Below are 23,951 nucleotides of genomic sequence, written 5' to 3'. Positions count from 1 at the left end.
ACCGCTAAGCGATCAAACGCCCAGTACCGCGTGCTGCACCAAAGTGAGCAACGGTTGTGGGTACACGCCGAGGAAGAAGGCGAGCACGGCGATGGCCAGCAGCATCACGCCACCGGCTTTCTGTTCCCAGTGCAGCTCGGCATCCACACGACGCAGGTTTGGCTCGATCAGGTACAGGGTGACCATCACGCGCAGGTAGTAGAACACGCCGATGGCGCTACCCAGGATGAGCGAGGCAACCAGCCACCATTGATGCGCTTCAACGCCGGTCGCGATGATGTAGAACTTGCCGATAAAGCCCGCAGTCAGCGGGATACCGGCCAGGGACAGCATCATCAGGGTCAACACGGCGGTCAGGTACGGACGGCGCCAGAACAGGCCGCGGTATTCGTACAGGGCGTCGGCGTCACGGCCTTTGTAAGGCGAGGACATCAGGGTGATGACACCGAAGGCGCCGAGGCTGGTGATCACGTAGGTGACCAGATACACGCCGATCGCTTCCAGAGCCAGGCCTTTGCTCGCCACCAGGGCGATCAGCAGGTAGCCGAAGTGGGCAATGGACGAGTAACCCAGCAGACGCTTGAGGTTGTTCTGGGTCAGCGCCAGCAGGTTACCGAACAGGATCGAGGCAACGGCGATCACGCTCAGTACGTCGCTCAACACGCCGGTGTTGGCCGCCGGGGAGATCTGGAACAGACGCACCACCACCGCAAACACCGCAACTTTCGTCGCCGTGGCCAGGAACGCGGCCACCGGCGCCGGAGCGCCTTCGTACACGTCCGGTGTCCACAGGTGGAAGGGCACCAGCGACAGTTTGAAAGCCAGGCCGATCAGCATCATCGCCAGGCCCAGTTGGGCGATCGGCGCAGGCATGCTGGTGGCCGCCAGGGCGTGGCCGATACCGGTGAAGCTCAGGCTGCCGGCTTCGGCGTAGAGCAGGGCCATACCGAACAACAGGAACGCGGAACCGGCGGCCGACAGCACCATGTACTTGATGCCGGCTTCCAGGGAGCGCTTGTTGAAGAAGGCGTAGGCCACCAGGCCGTAGGTCGGGATCGACAGCAGTTCCAGGCCGATGAACAAACCGGCCAGGTGCTGCGCGCTGACCAGCACGATACCGCCGGCCGCAGCCAGCAGGATCAGCAGGTACAGCTCTTCGCGGTTGCCCGGGTAGCCGGTGCCGCCTTCGCCGAGGTAGGCGTGGGCGAGGGTGACGCAGGCCAGGGTGGCGACGAGGATCAACGCGATATACAGCAGCGCGAAGTCATCGATCATCATCAGCGGGGTCACCGCCAGGGGCGCGACCTTGAGTGCCGGGATGATCGACAGCAAGGCCAGGTTCAAACCCGCACAGGACAGCAGGAAGGTTTGCGCATGATTGCGACGCCAGGCGATCGACAGCATCACCACCACAATGGTGAGGCTGGTGATCAGCAGCGGCGCAAGCGCGATAAAGTGTTGGATCGTGAATTCCATAGCGCTCTTACCGGGCCGAAGCGAGTTGAGAGAAGGCGGTGCCGAACCACTGCTGCACGCCATGCATCGTTGCGGCAGAAGTGTCCAGGAACGGTTGTGGGTACACGCCGATGTAGATCAGCAGGACCGCCATACCGAGCACCATGATCAGTTCGCGAGCATCCATCCCGCGCAGGACGGTGTCGGACTTGGCCGGACCGAAGTATGCACGGTGGATCATGATCAGCGAGTAGACCGAACCGAATACCAGGCCGGAAGTAGCGATGGCGCTGATCCACGGTGTCTGCACGAAGGTCCCCATCAGGATCAGGAACTCGCCGATGAAGTTACCGGTGCCCGGCAAGCCCAGGGACGCGGCGGCAAAGAACAGGCTGATCGCCGGCAGGTAGGCGATGCGCGACCACACGCCACCCATCTCACGCATGTCACGGGTGTGCAGGCGCTCGTACAACTGACCACTGAGGATAAACAGTGCGGCGGCTGAAACACCGTGCGCCAACATCTGGATCACGGCGCCTTGCAACGCCACCTGGCTGCCGGAGTAGATACCGATCAGTACGAAACCCATGTGGGAAACGGACGAGAAGGCAACCAGACGCTTGATGTCGGTTTGCGCGAAGGCCAGGAACGCACCGTAGAAGATCCCGATCAGACCCAGGGTCATGGCGATCGGCGCGAACTCGGCCGAGGCATTCGGGAACAGCGGCAGGGCGAAACGCAGCAGGCCGTAGGCCGCCGTCTTCAGCAGGATACCGGCCAGGTCCACGGAACCGGCGGTCGGCGCCTGGGCGTGGGCATCCGGCAGCCAGGAGTGGAACGGCACCACCGGCAGCTTCACCGCGAAGGCGATGAAGAAGCCCAGCATCAGGATGTACTCGGTGGTCAGGGACATCTTGGTTTTCAACAGATCGGCGTAGTTGAAGGTAATCACGCCCGTGCTGTTGAAGTTGACCAAGACCAGACCGAGGATCGCCACCAACATGATCAGGCCGGAAGCCTGGGTGAAGATGAAGAACTTGGTCGCCGCGTAGATCCGGGTTTTCTTGCCGTCCGAAGAACTATGACCCCAGAGCGCGATGAGGAAGTACATCGGCACCAGCATCATTTCCCAGAAGAAGAAGAACATGAACAGGTCGAGGGCGAGGAACACGCCGACCACGCCGCCCAGGATCCACATCAGGTTCAGGTGGAAGAAGCCCACGTGACGCTGGATCTCTTTCCAGGAGCAGAGTACCGAGAGAACACCCAGCAGGCCGGTCAGCAGGATCATCAGCAACGACAGGCCGTCGAGGGCCAGGTGTACGTTGATGCCGAAGCGCTGGATCCAGACGTGCTTGAACTCAAGCGCCCAGGTCGGATCGGCGCCAGGCGCCGGAGCAAATGAATAGTCGCCATGGGCCCACAGCCAGAGGCCGAGCGCGAGTTCCAGGGACATGGTCAGCAACGCAATCCAGCGGGGGAGGGTGGCGCCGAAGCGTTCACCCATCCAGCAGAGCAGGCCGCCGATAAAGGGGATCAGGATTAGCCAGGGCAGAATCATGACGGGCTCGTTTCCTTTCGCAAGTTCGCAAAGTTCGCAATGTACTTAGACATGGTCAGACCGCTACCACAACGATGGCGCCGATCACCAGAACGGCACCGGCCGCCATGGAAGCTGCATACCAACGTAATTGGCCAGTCTCGCTGCGGCTCAGGGCGGTGTGGCTAGCCTTGGCGGCACGCGGGATCAAACCGATGGTCTGGTCGAGCGGGTCTTTGCGCAGTACGTGGCTGATCGCAAGGTAAGGCTTGACGAACAGTTTGTCGTAGATCCAGTCGAAGCCCCAGGCGGCGAACCACCAGGCCGAAAGGAAACGGCCGATGCCACTGTTGGCGACGGCAGTGACGAAGCGACGCTTGCCGAGGAACAGCAGGGCCGCCAGCAGGATACCCGCGATGGCAATGGCGCCCGAGGCGATTTCCAGGCTGTGCTGGGCCTCGCCGCCGGCATGGCCGACGCTTTCCGGCAGTACGCCGGCCAGTGGCGGGGTGATCATGGCGCCGATGAAGGTCGACAGGATGATCAGCACCGACAGTGGCAGCCAATGCGAGATGCCGTGGCCTGCGTGTGCTTCGGTCTTGGCTTCACCGTGGAAGGTGATGAAGATCAGGCGGAAGGTGTACAGCGAGGTCATGAACGCACCCACCAGGCCTGCGTAGAGTAGGTTCTGGTTACCGCTGGCAAAGGCTTCCCAGAGGATTTCGTCTTTCGAGTAGAAACCGGCGGTCACCAATGGCAGGGCTGCGAGTGCGGCACCACCGACGATGAAGCTGGCGTAGGCCAGTGGCAGTTTCTTCCACAGGCCGCCCATCTTGAAGATGTTCTGCTCGTGGTGGCAGGCGACGATCACCGCACCGGAGGCGAGGAACAGCAGGGCCTTGAAGAACGCGTGGGTCATCAGGTGGAAGATCGCCGCGTCCCAGGCGCCGACGCCCAGGGCCAGGAACATGTAGCCGATCTGGCTCATGGTCGAGTAGGCGAGGATACGCTTGATGTCGGTCTGCACCAGCGCGGCGAAGCCGGCCAGTACCAGGGTCACGCCGCCGACCACGCCCACCAGGTGCAGGACGTCCGGCGCCAGGGTGAACAGGCCGTGGGTACGGGCGATCAGGTAGACACCCGCGGTCACCATCGTTGCGGCGTGGATCAGTGCCGAAACAGGTGTCGGGCCGGCCATCGCATCCGCCAGCCAGGTTTGCAGTGGCAATTGCGCGGATTTACCGACAGCGCCGCCCAGCAGCATCAGGGTCGCCAGGGTGATCCAGAAGTCGCCGACCTGGAATTTCTGCGGTGCCAGCACCAGCAGTTCCTGGATGTTCAGCGTGCCTACCTGTTGGAACAGGATGAACAGGCCGATGGCCATGAACACGTCGCCGATCCGGGTCACGATAAAGGCCTTGAGTGCCGCGTTACCGTTGTTGCGGTTGCTGTAGTAGAAACCGATCAACAGGTACGAGCACAGGCCCACGCCTTCCCAGCCGAAGTACAGGAACAACAGGTTATCGCCCAGCACCAGGAACAGCATGCTGGCGATAAACAGGTTGGTGTACGCGAAGAAACGCGAGTAACCGGCTTCACCGCGCATGTACCAGGACGCGAACAGGTGGATCAGGAAACCTACACCCACCACCACGCCGAGCATGGTGATCGACAGGCCGTCGACGTAGAGGGCGAAGTTGGGCTTGAAGCCCTCCACCGACATCCACTGCCACAACACCAGGGTGTAGTGGCCGCCTTCCGGCGGCGCGACGTTGAATTGCCAGATGACGTAGGCGGCGACAATCGCCGACAGGCCGATGGAGCCTACGCCGACCAGGGCCGAGAGGTTTTCCGACCAGCGTCCGCGAGAGAACGACAGCAGCAGGAAACCGATCAGGGGAAATACGAAAGTCAGAAAGATCATGTTCATCCGCGCATCTCACTGGCAGCGTCGATATCAAGCGTGTGGAAGCGACGATACAGTTGCAGCAGGATCGCCAGGCCAATACTGGCCTCGGCGGCTGCCAGGCTGATCACCAGGATGAACATGACTTGTCCATCCGGCTGGCCCCAACGGCTACCTGCCACGATGAACGCCAGTGCCGCAGCGTTCATCATGACTTCCAGGCTCATCAACACGAACAAAATGTTACGGCGAACCATCAGGCCGACCAGGCCAAGGCAGAACAGGATGCCGGCGACCGCCAGACCATGCTCCAAAGGGATAGCAGGCATCATCATTGCTCCTTGGCTTCGTTACGGCCCAAGTGGAAGGCGGTGATGACTGCGGCGAGCAGCAGCATCGAAGCCAGTTCGACCACCAGCAGATACGGGCCGAACAGGCTGACGCCCACGGCCTTCGCGCCAACGGTGGTGTGGCCGATGGCCTGGCCGCTCTGGTGAGCGAACAGGACATACAGCAGTTCAGCCAGCAGCAGCGCGGCGAGGACCACCGGGCCGAGCCAGATGCCCGGCTTGAGCCAGACGCGTTCCTGGGCGACCGAGGCCGGCCCGAGGTTGAGCATCATCACCACAAACACGAACAGCACCATGATGGCGCCAGCGTAGGCGATCACTTCCAGTACACCGGCGAACGGTGCGCCGAGGCTGAAAAAGGTCATGGCCACGGCGATCAGCGAAATGATCAGGTAGAGCAGGGCGTGCACGGGGTTGGTGTTGGTGACCACGCGAAGCGTGGACACCACTGCAATACCCGATGCGAAATAGAAAGCGAATTCCATCTTTCTTCCTTAAGGCAGCAAGCTCTTCACGTTGATCGGCTCGGCTTCGTTTTGTGCGGCGCCTTTCGGCTTACCGGCAACGGCCATACCTGCAACACGATAGAAGTTGTAATCAGGGTTTTTACCGGGACCAGAGATCAGCAGATCTTCTTTCTCGTACACCAGGTCCTGACGTTTGAACTCGGCCATCTCGAAATCCGGTGTGAGCTGGATCGCGGTGGTCGGGCAAGCTTCCTCGCAGAGGCCGCAAAAAATGCAGCGCGAGAAGTTGATGCGGAAGAAGTCCGGGTACCAGCGACCGTCTTCGGTTTCAGCTTTCTGCAGGGAGATGCAACCCACCGGGCACGCCACGGCGCACAGGTTGCAGGCTACGCAACGCTCTTCGCCATCGGGGTCGCGGGTCAGTACGATGCGGCCGCGATAGCGCGGCGGCAGGTACACCGCTTCTTCCGGGTATTGCAGGGTGTCGCGTTTGCGAAAGCCGTGACCGAACACCATCACCAGGCTTCGCAACTGGGTACCGGTACCCTTAACGATGTCGCCAATATATTTGAACATGGGTCAAATCCTCACTGAACCGCGCCCGCGGGCGTGTTCAACAACACAACGGCAGCCGTCACCAGCAAATTGATCAGGGTCAGCGGCAGGCAGAAGCGCCAGCTGAAATCCATCACCTGGTCATACCGTGGACGCGGAATGGAAGCGCGCAGCAGGATAAACAGCATGATGAAGAACGCGGTCTTCAGTAAGAACCAGAAGATCGCCAGCTGCGGCAGGATGCCGAACGGACCGTGCCAGCCGCCGAAGAACAGCGTGACCAGCAGGGCCGAGATCAAGATGATGCCGATGTACTCACCGACGAAGAACATGCCCCATTTCATGCCGGCATATTCAATGTGGTAACCGTCGGCCAGTTCCTGTTCCGCTTCCGGTTGGTCGAACGGGTGACGGTGAGTCACGGCGACGCCAGCGATGAAGAACGTACAGAAGCCAAAGAACTGCGGAATGATGAACCACAGGTTCTGCGCCTGGTACTCGACGATGTCGCGCATGTTGAACGAGCCGACCTGCACCACGATGCCCATCAGCGCGAGGCCCATGAACACTTCGTAGGACACGGTCTGGGCCGAGGCCCGCAAGCTGCCCAGCAGGGCGAACTTGTTGTTACTGGCCCAGCCGGCGAACAGCACCGCGTAGACCGACAAGCCGGCCATGGCGAAGAAGAACAGCAAGCCGATGTTCAGGTCCGCCACGCCCCAGGTCGGGGTGATCGGGATGATCGAGAAGGCGATCAGCAAGGCGCTCATGGCCACGACCGGTGCCAGGGTGAAGATCACCTTGTCGGCAAACGGCGGGGTCCAGTCTTCCTTGAAGAACATTTTCAGCATGTCGGCAGCGATCTGGAACATGCCGAACGGGCCAACGCGGTTCGGACCGTAACGGTCCTGCCACCAGCCCAGCAGGCGACGTTCGACGAAGCTGAGCAGGGCGCCCGCCACGACCACGGCCAACAGGATCACGATGGCCTTGACGACCGCAATGATCACATCGATGACTTCAGGGGTGAACCAGGTCATTGCGCTGCCTCCTGCAGACCGTCAACGGTTTGGCCAAAGATCGACGGTGGAATACCGGCGATGCCTTTTGGCAGTGCAACCAGGCCGGCACCCAACTCGTCGTTGATGCGCAGCGGCAGACGCAGGGTCTTGCCAGCGACGTTCAGACTGAGCAGGGCACCATCGTTGACGCCGAGACGGTCGGCTTCGGACTTGGCCAGGGACACGTAGGCAGCCGGGATGCGTTCTTGAACCGGTGCGGCTTTGGACGAGGTCTCGTCGCTGCCGAACAGGTGGAAGAACGGCACAACCTGCCAGGTGCCCTGGGCCGGGTTGAACGGACGCGGTACGGCGGCGAACCAGTTCAACGCATCGCCCTGGGGTTCGATCAGGCGGGTGCCCGGGTCGCCAGCGCGGATGTGACCACCGACTTCGTCCTGGAACTTGTTCCAGGCCTGCGGCGAGTTCCAGCCCGGCGACCAGGCAAATGGCACCTGCTGACGCGGCTCGACCGAACCCGAGTAACCTTCCATGGAGAAGGCGAACGCGGTGTCGTTGTCTTGCGGAGTACGCGGTTCATGCACGCTGATGTCGGCCCGCATGGCGGTACGACCGGAGTAGCGCAGCGGCTCACGGGCGAGTTTCATGCCCTTGATGCGGAACGCGGCGGACGGTGCAGCGTCGACGATACGCGCCAGTTGCGGGGCGCTCGCCGCGACGGCTGCGGTGACGTGGTCGAGTTGGGTCCAGTCGATCGGCTGATTAAGCAGAGTCGAGCGCAGGGCATGCAGCCAGCGCCAGCCTTCGTGAACCAGGATGCTGGCGTCCATGTACTTCGGATCGAACACCTGGAAGAAGCGCTGGGCGCGGCCTTCCTGGCTGACCAGGGTGCCATCGCCTTCGGCGAAGGTCGCGGCCGGCAATACCAGGTCGGCACGCTCGCTGGTAGCGGTCTTCTGGTGGTCGGCGACGATCAGCACTTTGGCAGCGTTCAGCGCGGCGTCGACCTTGGCCGAATCCGTGCGGGTGTACAGGTCGTTTTCCAGCACTACCAGGGCGTCGGCTTTGCCGTCGATCACGGCTTGCAGGGCGCTGTCGACGGACTCGCCACCGAGCATGGCCAGGCCGAGGCTGTTGGCTTCCGGCACGATCAGGCTGATGGAACCGTTCTTCTCGCGCAGCTTCAAGGCCTTGGCGATGTTGGCTGCCGCTTCGATCAGCGCCTTGGAACCCAGCGAGGTGCCGGCGATGATCAGTGGGCGCTTGGCCGCCAGCAGGGCGTCGGCGATGCGTTGGGCAAGTGCCACGGCTTCAGCGTCCAGACCTTCGACGGCCGGCGCGCTGGCGTCAAGGGCGTGGGCCACGGCGAAACCGAGGCGGGCCAGGTCATCTGGCGCTGCGTGTACGCATTCTTCGGCGATGTCGTCGAGCTTGGTTTCGGCCAGGCTGGCGATAAACAGCGGGTTCAGCGCGTGCTGGCCGATGTTTTTCACCGCGGCGTCGAGCCAAGGCTGTACGCGCATGGCGTCGGCCATGGCTTCGGCCTTGCCTTTGACCGACTGGCGCAGCGACAGGGCCATACGTGCGGCGGTCTGGGTGAGGTCTTCACCGAGCACGAAGATCGCATCGTGGTCTTCGATGTCGCGCATGTTCGGCACTGGCAGCGGGCTGTCGTTCAGCACTTGCAGGACCAGGCGGATGCGCTCCAGTTCAGCGGCTTCGATACCGCAGTAGAAGTGTTCGGCGCCGACCAGTTCGCGCAACGCGTAGTTGCTTTCGAGGCTGGCACGCGGCGAACCGATGCCGACGATGTTGCGACCGCGCAGCAGGTCGGCGGCTTTATCCAGGGCTTCGTCGGTGTTCAGCTTCGCGCCGCCGGCCAGCAGTGGCTGGCGTGGGCGGTCTTCGCGGTTGACGTAGCCATAGCCGAAACGGCCACGGTCGCACAGGAAGTACTGGTTGACCGAACCGTTGAAGCGGTTTTCGATGCGACGCAGTTCGCCGTAGCGCTCGCCCGGGGAGATGTTGCAACCGCTGGAGCAGCCATGGCAGATGCTCGGGGCGAACTGCATGTCCCACTTGCGGTTGTAGCGCTCGGAGTGCGTCTTGTCGGTGAACACACCGGTCGGGCAGACCTCGGTGAGGTTGCCGGAGAATTCGCTTTCCAGTACGCCGTCTTCAACGCGACCGAAGTACACGTTGTCGTGGGCGCCGAAGACGCCGAGGTCGGTGCCGCCAGCGTAGTCTTTATAGAAGCGCACGCAGCGGTAGCAGGCGATGCAGCGGTTCATTTCGTGGGAAATGAACGGGCCCAGTTCCTGGTTCTGGTGGGTGCGCTTGGTGAAGCGATAGCGGCGCTCGTTGTGGCCGGTCATCACCGTCATGTCTTGCAGGTGGCAGTGGCCGCCTTCCTCACAGACCGGGCAGTCGTGAGGGTGGTTGGTCATCAGCCATTCGACGACACTGGCGCGGAACGCCTTGGATTCTTCATCGTCGATGGAGATCCAGGTGTTGTCGGTGGCTGGGGTCATGCAGGACATGACGATGCGACCACGGGTGTCGTTCTCGTCGGTGTACTGCTTGACCGCACACTGGCGACAGGCACCGACGCTACCAAGAGCGGGATGCCAGCAGAAATAAGGGATGTCGAGGCCTAGTGACAGACACGCCTGTAACAGGTTGTCTGCCCCATCGACTTCGAGCGCTTTGCCGTCTACGTGGATAGTGGCCATGGTTCAAAGATCTTCGTTGGCCCGTTGTCAGCGGGCGTGGCTAATGGAATCTTGTTATTCATGTGCATCAACACAGCCTTGACGGCGTCAGCACATGACGAGGCGAAGGGCACGGACCCTTCGCCTGTTTAAGCGTTACGCGCCGACTACGATCGGCCTCGCCAGAGGCGGGACGGCGGCGCTGGTAGGCGCGATGCCGGCTTCGAACTCCGAGCGGAAATATTTGATTGCGCTGCCCAATGGCTCCACGGCGCCCGGTGCGTGAGCACAGAAGGTCTTGCCTGGGCCGAGGAAACCGACCAGCCCCAGCAGGGTTTCGATGTCACCCTCGCGGCCTTCGCCTTTTTCCAGCGCCATCAGCAGCTTGACGCTCCACGGCAGACCGTCGCGGCACGGGGTGCAGAAACCGCAGGATTCGCGGGCGAAGAACTGCTCCATATTGCGCAGCAGCGAGACCATGTTCACGGTGTTGTCCACCGCCATCGCCAGGCCAGTACCCATCCGGGTGCCCACCTTGCCGATGCCGCCGGCATACATCTGTGCGTCGAGGTGCTCGGGGAGCAGGAAGCCGGTACCGGCGCCGCCTGGCTGCCAGGCCTTGAGGGTGTAGCCGTCGCGCATGCCGCCGGCGTAGTCCTCGAACAGCTCGCGCGCGGTCACGCCGAATGGCAGTTCCCACAGGCCAGGGTTCTTGACCTTGCCGGAGAAGCCCATGAGCTTGGTGCCCATGTCTTCACTGCCTTCGCGGGCCAACGATTTGTACCAGTCCACGCCGTCGGCAATGATCGCCGGCACGTTGCACAGGGTTTCGACGTTGTTCACGCAAGTCGGCTTGCCCCACACGCCGACGGCGGCAGGGAAGGGCGGCTTGGAGCGCGGGTTGGCGCGGCGGCCTTCGAGGGAGTTGATCAGTGCGGTTTCTTCACCGCAGATATAACGCCCGGCGCCGGTGTGTACGAACAGTTCGAAGTCGAAACCCGAACCGAGGATGTTCTTGCCCAGCAGGCCCGCAGCCTTGGCTTCTTGCACCGCACGGTTGAGGTGCTTGGCGGCGGTGGTGTATTCGCCACGCAGGAAGATGTAGCCACGGTAGGTTTTCAGCGCGCGGGCGCTGATCAGCATGCCTTCGATCAGCAGATGGGGCAGTTGCTCCATCAGCATGCGGTCTTTCCAGGTGTTTGGCTCCATTTCATCCGCGTTGCACAGCAGGTAGCGGATGTTGATGGATTCGTCTTTGGGCATCAGGCCCCACTTCACGCCAGTGGGGAAGCCTGCGCCGCCGCGGCCCTTGAGGCCGGCGTCCTTCACGGTCTGGACGATATCGTCCTGGGCCATGTCGGCGAAGGCTTTGCGCGCAGCGGCGTAACCGTTCTTGGCCTGGTACTCCTCGAGCCATACCGGCTCGGCATCGTCACGCAGGCGCCAGGTCAGCGGGTGAGTCTCGGGCGACCGCTTGATGCGGTTGGCCGGGCCGAAGGAAGTCAGGGTCATGGGTAGCCCTCGAGCAATTGGGTCACGCCAGCAGGCTGCACGTCACCGAATGTGTCGTCGTCGATCATCAACGCCGGCGCCTTGTCGCAGTTGCCCAGGCAGCACACCGGCAGCAGCGTGAAGCGGCCGTCCGGGGTGGTCTGGCCGAGGCCGATGCCAAGCTTGTTCTGGATCTCGCTGACCACCGACTCGTGACCACCGATGTAGCAGACCATGCTGTCGCATACGCGAATGATGTGGCGGCCCACGGGCTGGCGGAAGATCTGGCTGTAGAACGTGGCCACGCCTTCAACGTCGCTGGCGGGGATGCCGAGGATCTCGCCGATGGCGTAGAGGGCGCCGTCCGGCACCCAGCCACGTTCCTTCTGGACGATCTTCAAGGCTTCGATCGACGCCGCGCGCGGGTCTTCGTAGTGATGCAGCTCGTGCTCGATGGCCGAGCGCTCGGTTTCACTCAAGGTGAAACGGTCTGTCTGGATAAGCGTGTTATTCATGCTTAGCGGTCCACGTCGGCCATAACGAAATCGATACTACCCAGGTACGCAATCAAGTCCGCGACCATCTCGCCTTTGATCACCGAAGGGATCTGCTGCAAGTGCGGGAAGCTTGGAGTACGAATCCGGGTGCGGTAGCTCATGGTGCCGCCATCGCTCGTCAGGTAATAACTGTTGATACCCTTGGTCGCTTCGATCATCTGGAAGGATTCGTTGGCCGGCATCACCGGGCCCCACGAAACTTGCAGGAAGTGCGTGATCAGGGTTTCGATGTGCTGCAGCGTGCGCTCTTTCGGCGGCGGCGTGGTCAGCGGGTGATCCGCCTTGTACGGGCCGGCCGGCATGTTGCGCAGGCACTGGTCGATGATCTTGATGCTCTGGCGCATCTCTTCGACGCGGACCATGCAGCGGTCATAGGCATCGCCGTTCGCGGCCAGCGGTACTTCGAATTCGAAGTTCTCGTAGCCGGAGTACGGACGGGCCTTGCGCAGGTCGAAATCGCAACCGGTGGAACGCAGGCCAGCACCGGTGACGCCCCATTCCAGGGCCTCTTTGGTGTTGTAGGCGGCGACGCCGATGGTCCGACCCTTGAGGATGCTGTTGTCCAGGGCGGCCTTGGTGTATTCGTCGAGACGCTTGGGCAGCCAGTCGACGAATTCCTTGACCAGTTTTTCCCAGCCGCGCGGCAGGTCGTGGGCCACACCGCCGATGCGGTACCAGGCCGGGTGCAGGCGGAAACCGGTGATGGCTTCGATGACTTTGTAGGCGCGCTGACGGTCGGTGAAGGTGAAGAACACCGGAGTCATGGCGCCCACGTCCTGGATGTAGGTCCCCAGGAACAGCAGGTGGCTGGTGATCCGGAAGAACTCGGCCATCATGACGCGGATGGTGTCGACGCGGTCGGGCACCTTGATGCCGGCCAGCTTCTCGACCGAGAGCACGTAAGGCAGGTTGTTCATCACGCCGCCGAGGTAGTCGATACGGTCGGTGTACGGGATGAAGCTGTGCCAGGACTGGCGCTCGGCCATCTTCTCGGCACCACGGTGGTGGTAGCCGATGTCCGGCACGCAGTCGACGATTTCTTCGCCGTCCAACTGCAGGATGATACGGAAGGCACCGTGCGCCGAAGGGTGGTTCGGGCCCAGGTTGAGGAACATGTAGTCCTCGTTGGTGCCGGAACGCTTCATGCCCCAGTCTTCCGGACGGAAGCGTGCGGCTTCTTCTTCCAGTTGCTGTTTGGCCAGGGTCAGGCTGAACGGGTCGAATTCGGTGGCGCGGGCAGGGTAGTCCTTGCGCAGCGGGTGACCTTCCCAGGTCGGCGGCATCATGATGCGCGACAGGTGCGGGTGGCCCGGGAAGTCGATACCGAACATGTCCCAGACTTCACGCTCGTACCAGCTGGCGTTGGGCCAGATGCCGGTGACGGTCGGCACGCTCAGGTCGCTTTCGGAGAGGGCGACCTTGATCATCACGTCGCTGTTACGTTCGATCGACAGCAGGTGATAGAACACGGTGAAGTCGACGCCGCTCGGCAGCCCCTGGCGCTTGGTGCGCAGACGCTCGTCCACGCCATGCAGGTCATAGAGCATGACGTACGGCTTGGGCAGGTTGCGCAGGAAGGTCAGGACTTCGACGAGCTTGGCGCGCGCCACCCACAGCACCGGCATGCCGGTACGTGTGGCCTGGGCGGTGAAGGCGTCAGGGCCAAAACGGTTATTGAGTTCGACGACCACATCCTGGTCGTCTGCCTTATAAGGCGGGATGTACAGAGCACTGCCTGTAGTCATGGTTTTTTATCGCTTTCGGTCAACGTAAAGAATGAAGCCAGGTTTTCGTTCTATAAAAGAAGCGGCTCTGGATCAGACTTCGTCGGGGCTGCGCAGGTTGGTGACCTGAATACGCTGTTCGCGGCGCTGTTCCTTTTGTGACGGCATCTCAGCGCGGTAAACGCCTTGATCTCCGACAACCCAGGAAAGTGGGCGACGCTCCTTGCCAATCGATTCCTGCAACAGCATCAAGCCTTGCAGAAATGCTTCGGGGCGGGGCGGGCAGCCAGGCACGTAGACGTCCACGGGCAGGAACTTGTCCACCCCCTGAACAACGGAGTAGATGTCGTACATGCCACCGGAGTTGGCGCACGAACCCATGGAGATAACCCACTTCGGCTCGAGCATTTGCTCGTAGAGACGCTGAATGATCGGCGCCATCTTGATAAAGCAGGTACCGGCGATAACCATGAAATCCGCCTGACGCGGCGAGGCCCGGATCACTTCGGCGCCGAAGCGCGCGATGTCGTGGGGCGCCGTGAAGGCGGTGGTCATTTCCACGTAGCAGCAGGACAGACCGAAGTTGTACGGCCACAGGGAGTTTTTACGCCCCCAGTTGACCGCGCCGCTCAGCACGTCTTCCAGCTTGCCCATGTAGATGTTTTTGTGGACTTGGTCTTCTAACGGATCGGAAACGGTTTCCCGTTCGCCGATGGGGTACTGCTCGTTAGGAGCATCCGGGTCGATCCTGGTGAGATTGTATTGCATCGCCAAAGCCTCATTGTTTCAGCTTCGCTTGCCGCTTGCGACGAGCTTCCGGAGCCCAATCAAGGGCGCCCACTCGAAATAGGTAGACAAGGCCTGCCAACAGAATTGCTATGAAAACGAGGGCTTCGACGAATCCGGTCCAGCCGCTTTCGCGGACAGACACAGACCAGGCAAAGAGAAAGAGGGCTTCGATATCGAAGATCACGAAGAGCATCGCGACCAGATAGAATTTGGCTGAGAGCCGCAAGCGGGCGCCACCTGTGGGCAGCATGCCGGACTCGAACGGTTCGTTTTTGCTGCGGCCCCAGGCTTTTGACCCGAGTAGGCTGGAGACGCCGAGCATGAAGGCACAGAGGCCGACAACACCGAGGAGGAAAATGGCAAAGCCCCAGTTGTGGGCCATGAGTCCTGTCGCTTCGGTCATGCTGGTAATCCTTAGCAGAGAGCAAAGGTCTCTGAGCTCGAAAAAGTAACAATGCAGTGACGATATGTCGCAGCGCAATCAATCGCGGTGATTTTATGGCTAAACACCGGGCAAGTAAAATTCATATAGCGAAATTATTCGGTGGAATAAGCACATAGTACGCCTCCGTAGGGCTGCAGCCCTTGAGTTACGGGCATTAGCGGGCTTTTTATCAAATATGTTTTGTTTAACCTGTAACGACGCTTTCATGGTCCAAATGATAATGAATGTTATTTGGGTGGGCGTTAAGCGGGTGGTTGCGGTGTGGTGCAGGAAGTTGTCGTTACTTGCTTGATTACCGCTAGTTGCCGGAGCGCATCTTTTAACTGATTTATCTGAACCAAATACCGCTTTGGATCAATGTTTCACACAAATTCTTCTGGTTGGCCCATTCCTCAATGTGGGAGGGGGCTTGCCCCCGATGGCGGTGGATCAGCAGCAGAGGTATTGACTGGCACACCGTAATCGGGGGCAAGCCCCCTCCCACATGTTTGATCTTTGTGGTGTCAGGGGGATTTTCTTCGGGCAAAAAAACGCCCCGAACCAGTCGGGGCGTCAGGTCGTGCGGCATTGCGGTTAGCTGTTTACCGGGGTCGCAATGGCCGTTTGCTCAGTCACTCAGTGGAACTGTTCTTCTTCGGTCGAACCGGTCAGCGCGGTCACGGACGAGGTGCCGCCCTGGATCACGGTGGTCATGTCGTCGAAGTAGCCGGTGCCCACTTCCTGCTGGTGAGCCACGAAGGTGTAACCCTTGGCGGCGTCAGCGAATTCCTGCTCCTGCAGTTTCACGTAGGCGGTCATGTCGTTGCGGGCGTAGTCGTGCGCCAGGTTGAACATGCTGTGCCACATGTTGTGAATGCCGGCCAGGGTGATGAACTGGTGCTTGTAGCCCATGGCGGACAGTTCGCGCTGGAACTTGGCGATGGTCGCGTCGTCCAGGTTTTTCTTCCAGTTGAAGGAAGGCGAGCAGTTGTAGGACAGCAGTTGGTCCGGGTATTCCTTTTTGATCGCTTCGGCGAAACGACGGGCTTCTGCCAGGTCCGGCTTGGCGGTTTCGCACCAGATCAGGTCGGCGTAAGGCGCATAGGCCAGGCCGCGAGCGATGGCCTGGTCGAGACCGGCGCGCACTTTGTAGAAGCCTTCCTGGGTACGTTCGCCAGTGACGAACGGTTGGTCATACGGGTCGCAGTCCGACGTCAGCAAGTCGGCAGCGTTGGCGTCGGTACGGGCCAAGATGATGGTCGGTGTGCCGGCAACGTCAGCCGCCAGACGGGCAGCGGTCAGCTTCTGTACAGCTTCCTGGGTCGGTACCAGTACCTTGCCGCCCATGTGGCCGCATTTCTTCACCGAGGCCAGTTGGTCTTCGAAGTGAACGCCGGCGGCGCCTGCTTCGATCATGCTCTTCATCAGCTCGTAGGCGTTCAGCACGCCGCCGAAACCGGCTTCGGCGTCAGCCACGATCGGCGCGAAGTAGTCGATGTAGCCTTCGTCGCCTGGGCCTTTACCGGCTTTCCACTGGATCTGGTCGGCGCGACGGAACGAGTTGTTGATGCGCTTGACCACGGTCGGTACGGAGTCCACCGGGTACAGCGATTGGTCGGGGTACATGGATTCAGCGGAGTTGTTGTCCGCTGCCACTTGCCAGCCGGACAGGTAGATCGCCTGGATACCGGCTTTTACCTGTTGGACTGCCTGGCCACCGGTCAGGGCGCCCATGCAGTTGACGAAATCTTTGTCGGGACGGAAGGATGGCTTGGCGCCCTGGGTGACCAGGTTCCACAGCTTCTCGGCGCCGAGTTTTGCAAAAGTGTGCTCAGGTTGAACCGAGCCACGCAGGCGGACGACGTCAGCAGCGGAATAAGCGCGGGTCACGCCTTTCCAGCGTGGGTTTTCAGCCCAGTCTTTTTCAAGGGCTGCAATTTGCTGTTCGCGTGTCAGTGCCATGGAGATAAACCTCGTCGCATAGGTCTGGGTGGAAAATTCCGTTTGCCAGCCACGTATACAGTGCGTGGGCTTGGCTGCTCGCTGACCAGAAGCACAGGTGTTCAAGTCAAGTCTGGCGGGGAAGCGACGGGATGAACGAATGACGAGGGGGGAGTGGGGCAGGTAGGGGCAAACTGCGAACGGTCTTCGGGCGTCGTGGGCCTTGGGGCGATTCATCAGTGTGTAGCCGGGTTACCTGGTTAGCTTCCGTCCCTCGGGACAACTTCGTTCCAGTCGCAACCTCGTCAAACACACCTTGTGGGCGGTACAGACACGAATCGGCTCAGTTGGGTAGCTTAGAGCGACGATCCGAAGGCCCTTGCCAGGGCCTCTGATTAGCGGGAGCGAGGCCATCATGCCCATGCTTTTTTGGATCGTCAAATGTTTTGTAGTGCTTTTTTTCAGGCACTACATCTTTAGTCTTATACGACTCATCAGTCAGTTATCGGTGCTTCAGTTCAAGGTGTCGACTTTAACCCGTAAAGTCAGGTCGTCGCGGCCCTGGGTAGCGTAAGTGCGGGTCGTAGAGGATTTGTCGGCCTGGGTTTCGCGATTGATGCCGGCCAGCGGAATCCACTCGCCCAGGCGGCCGCTGACGGTTGTGTCGGTGCTTTGCACGTTCACTACATCGGGACGCTCCTGGCTCATGCGGTCACGGTTGGTGCTGATCGCCAGGTGTACGGTGTCGCCGGTCACGCTGGCGGTCACGTAGAAACCCTGGGTGACGTTGCGGTATTGGGTCTGGTTCTGCGGGCGGCCGTAGGCATCGGGCTGGGTGGTGGTCAGTGGCACGCTCTGGCCTACCTGGATCAGTGCGGGCACGCCTTCACTGGCCTGGATCTGCTGGATGCCGCCGTCGCGGCTGGCGGTGCCGTAGCTGATGATGCGGGTCTGGCTGTCGCCGCTGCTTTGCTGGTTGTTTTCGTTGGTGTCGACGGTGATCAGCAGGCGCTTGGCCGGTATGTCCAGTTGCGAGAGCAGGGTGCGCAGGTCCTGGATCCTGACGGGGTCGGCATTGACGATCAGTTGATTGCCGTAGGCGCTGACGGTGCCGTCCTTGCCGAGGAAGTTCTGCGCCACGGGCAGCAGGTCGGCGCTGGTACGGTGGCTCAAATTGACGACTTCGGTGTCGGCCGCCGCTGTGAAGCTGGCGGTCAGGAGGAGGGCGGTGAGCAGGGTGCGTAGGGACATGTCCGTTATCTCTGCGAGTCATAAGGCTTGATAGTGCCAGTTTGTCGGCCTGGCGGGTCGCAAGTTGAATCGTAGACGGCAAAACACCCTGGCATCGGTGGATGGCAGGGTGTTTTGGGGTGCTGCTGGTAATGCTATCGGGGGCAAGCCCCCTCCCACACTTGACGGCATTCCAAGGGATGCTCTCGGTCAAAATGTGGGAGGGGCAAGCCCCCTCCCACACTTGACGGCATTCCAAGGGATGCTCTCGGTCAAAATGTGGGAGGGGGCTTGCCCCCGATAGCAGCGACGCGGTCCCGGATCAGCCCTCGCGCACCATATCGACGTGCGGAATCCCGACTTCAAGGAATTCCTCGCTGACGATCTTGAAGCCCAGTCGCTCATAGAACGGCGCGGCATAAACCTGCGCACTGAGGAACTGTTTATTCTGGCCGCGCTTCTCGGCTTCGCCAATCACGGCTTCCATCAGCTTGTCGCCGACTTTAAGCCCGCGCCAGTCCTTGAGGACCGACACGCGGCCGATCTCGCCGCTGGGCAGCAGGCGCGCGGTACCAATCGGAAAGTCGCCCTCGAACGCGAGGAAATGCACGGCGTCCGCGTCGTCTGCGTCCCATTCCAGTTCGGGTGGGACCGATTGTTCGGCGATAAATACCGCTTCACGAATGCGCCGAATCTCGGCGATATCCTTATGCCAGTTCGCGACATTGACGTGAATCTTATTCATCGGCAAACCCCAGGCTTCCCTGCTTGACCAGCTCGCACAGCAGGTCGCGGGCATCGTCGTCCGCCAGCCATTCGCTCAGGTTGTCGATGTGCAGAGCGTCGGCTGCGCAGATCATTTTCAGCAGTTCGCGCAGTTTGCCCGGCAGGTAACGGCTCTGGCCGCTGGCGAACAGCAGCAGGTCGTCGTCGACTTCGGACCAGGCCATGCGCGCGCTTGGGTTGCGGATCAATACGCCGCCATCTTCCAGGCTGCCGACCACGTCTTCTTCCAGCAGCTCTTCCGGGCCGGCGACCAGTTCCGGGTAGCGCGGCTCGGTCATGAACTGGCCGAACCAGGTCAGCAGCATGCGCTCGTCGCTCATGTGCTCGGCCAGCAGGCTCTTGAGGCGGTCGAGGGCGTCGCTCTGGATCTGGTGTGGATCGCTGGCCGGTTGGATGTCGGCGTCGGTGTAACGCTCTTCGTCGGTCAGGTACTGGCTGAGGAAGTCGGTGAAGTGGGTCAGCACTTCGGCGGCGCTTGGTGCGCGGAAGCCGACCGAGTAGGTCATGCAGTCATCTTCGGCAATGCCATAGTGGGCCAGGCGTGGCGGCAGATAGAGCATGTCGCCCGGTTCCAGCACCCATTCGGCGATCTCTTCGAATTCGGCGAGGATGCGCAGGTCGGCGTGTTGCAGCATCGGGCTGTCAGAGCTGCACATCTGGCCGATCTTCCAGTTGCGCTTGCCATGGGCTTGCAGCAGGAACACGTCGTAGTTATCGAAGTGCGGACCCACGCTGCCACCGGGCGCGGCGAAGCTGATCATCACGTCGTCGATACGCCAGCTGGGCAGGAAGCGGAACTGTTCGAGCAGTTCGGCGACTTCCGGCACGAACTGGTCGACCGCCTGCACCAGCAGGGTCCACTCGCGCTCGGGCAGGGTGCTGAAGGTGTCTTCGGCGAACGGGCCGCGGCGCAGTTCCCACGGACGCTCGCCGTGTTCGATCACCAGGCGCGACTCGACTTCTTCTTCCAGGGCCAGGCCGGCCAGTTCATCGGCGTCGATCGGGCTTTCGAAATCAGGAATGGCCTGACGGATCAGCAGCGGTTTTTTCTGCCAGTAGTCGCGCAGGAATTCCCGTGCCGTGATGCCGCCCAGAAGTTGAAGAGGGATATCAGGATTCATGTGTAACCTATTGAAAAAAAGCACTTTTCAGACTGGAATAAAAACGCCCGGCGCGGCCGGGCGTCTCAAAGGGGCTTGCGATGATCAGATGCGTTTGGCTTGAGCCACGGCGTTGCCGATGTAGTTGGCCGGGGTGAGCAGTTTCAGCTCGGCCTTGGCGGCGGCGGGCATGTCCAGGCCGTCGATGAAAGTTTGCAGTGCTTCAGGGCTGATGCCTTTGCCGCGCGTCAACTCTTTGAGCTTCTCATACGGGTTTTCGATGTTGTAGCGGCGCATCACGGTCTGGATCGGTTCGGCCAGAACTTCCCAGCATGCATCCAGGTCAGCGGCGATTTTCTGCTCGTTGAGTTCCAGCTTGCTGATGCCTTTGAGGCTGGCTTCGTAGGCGATCACGCTGTGGGCAAAGCCCACGCCGAGGTTGCGCAGTACGGTGGAGTCGGTCAGGTCGCGCTGCCAGCGGGAGATCGGCAACTTGCTGGCCAGGTGCTGGAACAGGGCGTTGGCGATGCCGAGGTTGCCTTCGGAGTTTTCGAAGTCGATCGGGTTGACCTTGTGCGGCATGGTCGACGAACCGATTTCGCCGGCAATGGTGCGCTGTTTGAAGTAGCCCAGGGAGATGTAGCCCCAGACGTCACGGTCGAAGTCGATCAGGATGGTGTTGAAGCGCGCAATCGCGTCGAACAGCTCGGCGATGTAGTCGTGCGGTTCGATCTGCGTGGTGTACGGGTTGAAGCCCAGGCCCAGTTCGTCTTCGATGAAGGCGCGGGCGTTGGCTTCCCAGTCGATCTCCGGATAGGCCGACAGGTGGGCGTTGTAGTTGCCCACGGCGCCGTTGATCTTGCCCAGCAGCGGGACGGCCGCCACTTGAGCGATCTGGCGCTCCAGGCGATACACCACGTTGGCCAGTTCTTTGCCCAGGGTGGTCGGCGAGGCCGGTTGACCGTGGGTGCGCGACAGCATCGGCACAGCGGCGAAGCGGATCGCCAGTTCGCGGATGGCTTCGGCGGTCTGGCGCATCAGCGGCAGCATCACCTCATCACGGCCTTCGCGCAGCATCAGGGCGTGGGACAGGTTGTTGATGTCCTCGCTGGTGCAGGCGAAGTGGATGAATTCGCTGACGTTGGCCAGTTCCGGCAGCTTGGCCGCTTGCTCTTTGAGCAGGTATTCGATGGCTTTGACGTCGTGGTTGGTGGTGCGCTCGATCTCTTTGACACGCTCGGCGTGCTCCAGAGAGAAGTTTTCCGCCAGGGTGTTCAATACCGCGTTGGCTTCGGCGGAGAACGCCGGCACTTCACTGATGGCAGGGTGAGCGGCCAGGCGCTGGAGCCAGCGCACTTCAACCAGTACGCGGGCACGGATCAGGCCGTATTCACTGAAAATCGGGCGCAGGGCCTGGGTCTTGCCGGCGTAGCGGCCGTCAACAGGGGAAACCGCAGTGAGCGAAGAGAGCTGCATGGGGTGTTCTCGGACAGTCGGGCAACGAAATGGGGCGCGTATCATACATGAAAAAATCCGCCGGTCCGTTGCCAACTGACCGGCGTATTACGCGTAACGGCTTGAAAATAGCCCGTGGCTGCGACTTATTCGTTGCGCATCAACGGGTAAAGCTCTTTGAGCAATTTGCGACGGCTGATGACCAACTGCCAACGATGACCGCCCAGCTGGCGCCACAACCGCGCCGAGCGGATACCGGCCAGAAGCAGGGCGCGGATCTTCGAGGCGTTGTTCGGTTGTTGCAGGTTGCGCATGTCGCCATGCACCTGGATGCGCTGGCGCAATGTGCTCAAGGTGTCCTGGTACAGCGCGCCGCAGGCGGCGATGACGTTTTCGTGGGCCGGGCCGAAGTGTTCAACCTGGGACTGGATCTGCGGCAGGCGCTTGCCGATGGTCTCCAGCAGGTCGTCACGCTTGGCCAGTTGGCGCTCGAGGCCGAGCATCGACAGGGCGTAGCGCAGCGGTTCGCGCTGCAAGGTGCTCGGGTCGCGTTCCAGTGCGCCGACCAGCGCGCGGTAGCCTTCACGCAGCGCCAGGTCGTCACCGCCATAGACTTCCAGGGTGTCCTTGGGGTCGCGAACCAGCAGGCTGCCGAGCATGCAGGTCAGGCCGGCCTCGGTAACCTGGCCGGTCTTGGCGATCTTGTCCACCAGCACTGCGGCGAGGAAGACCCCGCCGAGTGCCGTCAGTTGCTCCTGGATCGGGCTCATGCCGGGTTGCTCCAGGGTTCGGCGACTTCAATCACGCCGCCCCCCAGGCACACCTCGCCATCGTAGAACACCACGGACTGGCCAGGCGTGACCGCGCGCTGCGGGTCATCGAAGGTGGCGCGGTAACCGTCGGCGGTTTTTTCCAGGGTGCAGGGCTGGTCGCTCTGGCGATAGCGCACCTTGGCGGTCAGGCGGCGCGGCGCGCTCAGGTCCACCGGGTTGACCCAGTAGATATCCGAAGCGAGCAGTGCGCGGGAGAACAACCATGGGTGGTCATTGCCCTGGCCCACGATCAGTTCGTTGTGCTCCAGGTCCTTGACCAGCACGTACCATGGCTCGTCGCCGGCGTCTTTCAAACCGCCGATGCCCAGGCCCTGGCGCTGGCCGATGGTGTGGTACATCAGGCCGTGATGGCGGCCGATGACCTCGCCTTCGGTGGTTTTGATCTCGCCCGGTTGCGCTGGCAGGTATTGCTTGAGGAAGTCGCTGAAGCGGCGCTCGCCGATAAAGCAGATCCCGGTGGAATCCTTCTTCTTGGCGGTGGCCAGGTCGTGCTGCTCGGCGATCCGGCGCACTTCGGGCTTTTCCAGTTCGCCGACCGGGAACAGGGTCTTGGCGATCTGTTCGCCGCCGACGGCGTGCAGGAAGTAGCTCTGGTCCTTGTTGGGGTCCAGGCCCTTGAGCAGTTCGGTGCGCCCGTCGATGTCACGACGGCGCACGTAGTGGCCGGTGGCAATCAGGTCGGCGCCGAGCATCATGGCGTAGTCGAGGAACGCCTTGAACTTGATCTCGCGGTTGCACAGGATGTCCGGGTTCGGCGTGCGGCCGGCCTTGTATTCGGCCAGGAAGTGCTCGAACACGTTGTCCCAGTACTCGGCGGCGAAGTTGGCGGTGTGCAGCTTGATGCCGATCTTGTCGCACACGGCCTGGGCATCCGCCAGGTCGTCCATGGCGGTGCAATATTCCGTTCCATCGTCTTCTTCCCAGTTCTTCATGAACAGGCCTTCCACCTCATAACCCTGCTCCATGAGCAGAACGGCGGAAACGGAAGAATCCACGCCGCCGGACATGCCGACGATGACGCGCTTCTTTTGTGTGTCAGAAGGGGCTGGATCACGCATAGGGTTTCAACGGGTGTCTTGAAAAAGGACGCGATTCTAACAGGCCCAAGCCTTCAAGGCTAAAGAGAAGGTCGGATCAATTCGAGACTGTGGCGAAAGCCGGCCAGATAATCATCGATACACCGGATGATCAGCTCACTGCGCCAGACGTCGCGCAGGCCCATCAGCTCGTCACGGCTCAGCCAGCGGGCGCGCACGATGCCGTCGTCAAGTTGATAGTCCGGGCGGTGTTTCAGCGCCTTGGCGGTGAAGCAGACCCGCTGGTAGGTCACGCCGTTGCTCGGCGCGGTGTACAGGTAGATGCCGACGATGCCGGTGGCTTCGACGTCCCAGCCGGTTTCTTCGAGGGTTTCACGCACGGCGGCTTCGGTCAGGGTTTCGTGCGGGTCGAGGTGGCCGGCGGGCTGGTTGAGCACGGCGCGGCCGCCCTTGAGTTCTTCGACCATCAGGAAGCGGCCGTTGTCTTCGACGATGGTGGCGACGGTGATGTGGGGTTGCCAGGTCATGAATGGCTCTCGAATGCAGGTGGGGGCTAAATCATCCTGCATGATACGCCGGAC

The 23,951-nt window shown here is 61.3% G+C and carries 21 protein-coding genes; all 21 read right to left on the bottom strand.

Annotation, left to right across the window (positions count from 1 at the left end; translation table 11 throughout):
- Positions 1 to 12 precede the first annotated feature (12 nt).
- Positions 13 to 1,476 (bottom strand): NADH-quinone oxidoreductase subunit NuoN, encoded by a 1,464-nt coding sequence (gene nuoN / locus NR164_RS12670; protein ID WP_017848066.1) that lies wholly within the window; start codon positions 1,474 to 1,476, stop codon positions 13 to 15.
- Positions 1,477 to 1,483: 7 nt separating this feature from the next.
- A complete protein-coding gene (gene nuoM / locus NR164_RS12665) occupies positions 1,484 to 3,016 on the bottom strand; it encodes an NADH-quinone oxidoreductase subunit M (protein ID WP_010566880.1) in 1,533 nt (510 codons plus the stop codon).
- A 55-nt stretch (positions 3,017 to 3,071) separates the two neighbouring features.
- Positions 3,072 to 4,925 (bottom strand): NADH-quinone oxidoreductase subunit L, encoded by a 1,854-nt coding sequence (gene nuoL, locus NR164_RS12660; protein WP_017848065.1) that lies wholly within the window; start codon positions 4,923 to 4,925, stop codon positions 3,072 to 3,074.
- Entirely contained in the window at positions 4,922 to 5,230 is a 309-nt protein-coding gene (nuoK, locus tag NR164_RS12655; protein ID WP_026140165.1) for an NADH-quinone oxidoreductase subunit NuoK, read from the bottom strand. The genes nuoL and nuoK overlap by 4 nt, the downstream gene beginning before the upstream one ends.
- 2 nt (positions 5,231 to 5,232) lie before the next feature.
- Positions 5,233 to 5,736, bottom strand: coding sequence for an NADH-quinone oxidoreductase subunit J (gene nuoJ, locus NR164_RS12650; protein ID WP_017848063.1), 504 nt, complete (start codon positions 5,734 to 5,736; stop codon positions 5,233 to 5,235).
- Between the two features lie 9 nt (positions 5,737 to 5,745).
- On the bottom strand, positions 5,746 to 6,294 hold the full coding sequence (nuoI, locus tag NR164_RS12645; RefSeq protein ID WP_003174725.1) for an NADH-quinone oxidoreductase subunit NuoI: 549 nt from the start codon (positions 6,292 to 6,294) through the stop codon (positions 5,746 to 5,748).
- 11 nt (positions 6,295 to 6,305) lie between these two features.
- Positions 6,306 to 7,313, bottom strand: a complete 1,008-nt coding sequence (gene nuoH / locus NR164_RS12640) for an NADH-quinone oxidoreductase subunit NuoH (RefSeq protein ID WP_017848062.1) — start codon at positions 7,311 to 7,313, stop codon at positions 6,306 to 6,308.
- Positions 7,310 to 10,024, bottom strand: a complete 2,715-nt coding sequence (gene nuoG / locus NR164_RS12635) for an NADH-quinone oxidoreductase subunit NuoG (RefSeq protein WP_017848061.1) — start codon at positions 10,022 to 10,024, stop codon at positions 7,310 to 7,312. The genes nuoH and nuoG overlap by 4 nt, the downstream gene beginning before the upstream one ends.
- 135 nt (positions 10,025 to 10,159) lie before the next feature.
- Positions 10,160 to 11,515: an NADH-quinone oxidoreductase subunit NuoF gene (gene nuoF, locus NR164_RS12630; protein ID WP_017848060.1), complete on the bottom strand. Its 1,356-nt coding sequence runs from the start codon at positions 11,513 to 11,515 to the stop codon at positions 10,160 to 10,162.
- Entirely contained in the window at positions 11,512 to 12,009 is a 498-nt protein-coding gene (nuoE, locus tag NR164_RS12625) for an NADH-quinone oxidoreductase subunit NuoE (protein WP_017848059.1), read from the bottom strand. The genes nuoF and nuoE overlap by 4 nt, the downstream gene beginning before the upstream one ends.
- A gap of 2 nt (positions 12,010 to 12,011) precedes the next feature.
- Positions 12,012 to 13,796: an NADH-quinone oxidoreductase subunit C/D gene (nuoC, locus tag NR164_RS12620; protein ID WP_017848058.1), complete on the bottom strand. Its 1,785-nt coding sequence runs from the start codon at positions 13,794 to 13,796 to the stop codon at positions 12,012 to 12,014.
- A 72-nt stretch (positions 13,797 to 13,868) separates the two neighbouring features.
- The gene (locus NR164_RS12615; protein ID WP_003219572.1) at positions 13,869 to 14,543 is read right to left on the bottom strand and encodes an NADH-quinone oxidoreductase subunit B family protein; all 675 of its coding nucleotides are present in this window, start codon (positions 14,541 to 14,543) and stop codon (positions 13,869 to 13,871) included.
- A gap of 10 nt (positions 14,544 to 14,553) precedes the next feature.
- Positions 14,554 to 14,967 carry an NADH-quinone oxidoreductase subunit A gene (locus NR164_RS12610; RefSeq protein ID WP_003219575.1) on the bottom strand — a complete coding sequence of 138 codons (414 nt, stop codon included), beginning with the start codon at positions 14,965 to 14,967 and terminating at the stop codon, positions 14,554 to 14,556.
- 657 nt (positions 14,968 to 15,624) lie between these two features.
- Complete coding sequence (aceA, locus tag NR164_RS12605) at positions 15,625 to 16,950, bottom strand: isocitrate lyase (protein WP_024076175.1); 1,326 nt, start codon at positions 16,948 to 16,950, stop codon at positions 15,625 to 15,627.
- A 492-nt stretch (positions 16,951 to 17,442) separates the two neighbouring features.
- Entirely contained in the window at positions 17,443 to 18,180 is a 738-nt protein-coding gene (locus NR164_RS12600) for a secretin N-terminal domain-containing protein (RefSeq protein WP_017848056.1), read from the bottom strand.
- A 301-nt stretch (positions 18,181 to 18,481) separates the two neighbouring features.
- Complete coding sequence (locus NR164_RS12595) at positions 18,482 to 18,904, bottom strand: GNAT family N-acetyltransferase (RefSeq protein ID WP_017848055.1); 423 nt, start codon at positions 18,902 to 18,904, stop codon at positions 18,482 to 18,484.
- Positions 18,897 to 20,066, bottom strand: coding sequence for a cupin domain-containing protein (locus tag NR164_RS12590; RefSeq protein WP_017848054.1), 1,170 nt, complete (start codon positions 20,064 to 20,066; stop codon positions 18,897 to 18,899). The genes NR164_RS12595 and NR164_RS12590 overlap by 8 nt, the downstream gene beginning before the upstream one ends.
- A gap of 84 nt (positions 20,067 to 20,150) precedes the next feature.
- The gene (gene purB / locus NR164_RS12585) at positions 20,151 to 21,521 is read right to left on the bottom strand and encodes an adenylosuccinate lyase (RefSeq protein ID WP_046382910.1); all 1,371 of its coding nucleotides are present in this window, start codon (positions 21,519 to 21,521) and stop codon (positions 20,151 to 20,153) included.
- A gap of 125 nt (positions 21,522 to 21,646) precedes the next feature.
- Positions 21,647 to 22,270: a high frequency lysogenization protein HflD gene (gene hflD, locus NR164_RS12580; protein WP_017848052.1), complete on the bottom strand. Its 624-nt coding sequence runs from the start codon at positions 22,268 to 22,270 to the stop codon at positions 21,647 to 21,649.
- Positions 22,267 to 23,391 (bottom strand): tRNA 2-thiouridine(34) synthase MnmA, encoded by a 1,125-nt coding sequence (mnmA, locus tag NR164_RS12575; protein WP_079444191.1) that lies wholly within the window; start codon positions 23,389 to 23,391, stop codon positions 22,267 to 22,269. Before mnmA ends, hflD begins: the two co-directional genes overlap by 4 nt.
- 59 nt (positions 23,392 to 23,450) lie before the next feature.
- Positions 23,451 to 23,897, bottom strand: coding sequence for an NUDIX hydrolase (locus NR164_RS12570; protein WP_046382912.1), 447 nt, complete (start codon positions 23,895 to 23,897; stop codon positions 23,451 to 23,453).
- Positions 23,898 to 23,951: the final 54 nt, after the last annotated feature.

Origin of the sequence: Pseudomonas sp. Pse79 (assembly GCF_024519615.1) — a bacterium.
Classification (GTDB): Bacteria; Pseudomonadota; Gammaproteobacteria; order Pseudomonadales; family Pseudomonadaceae; genus Aquipseudomonas; species Aquipseudomonas veronii.
This window is presented reverse-complemented; position numbering and strand designations above follow the sequence as displayed.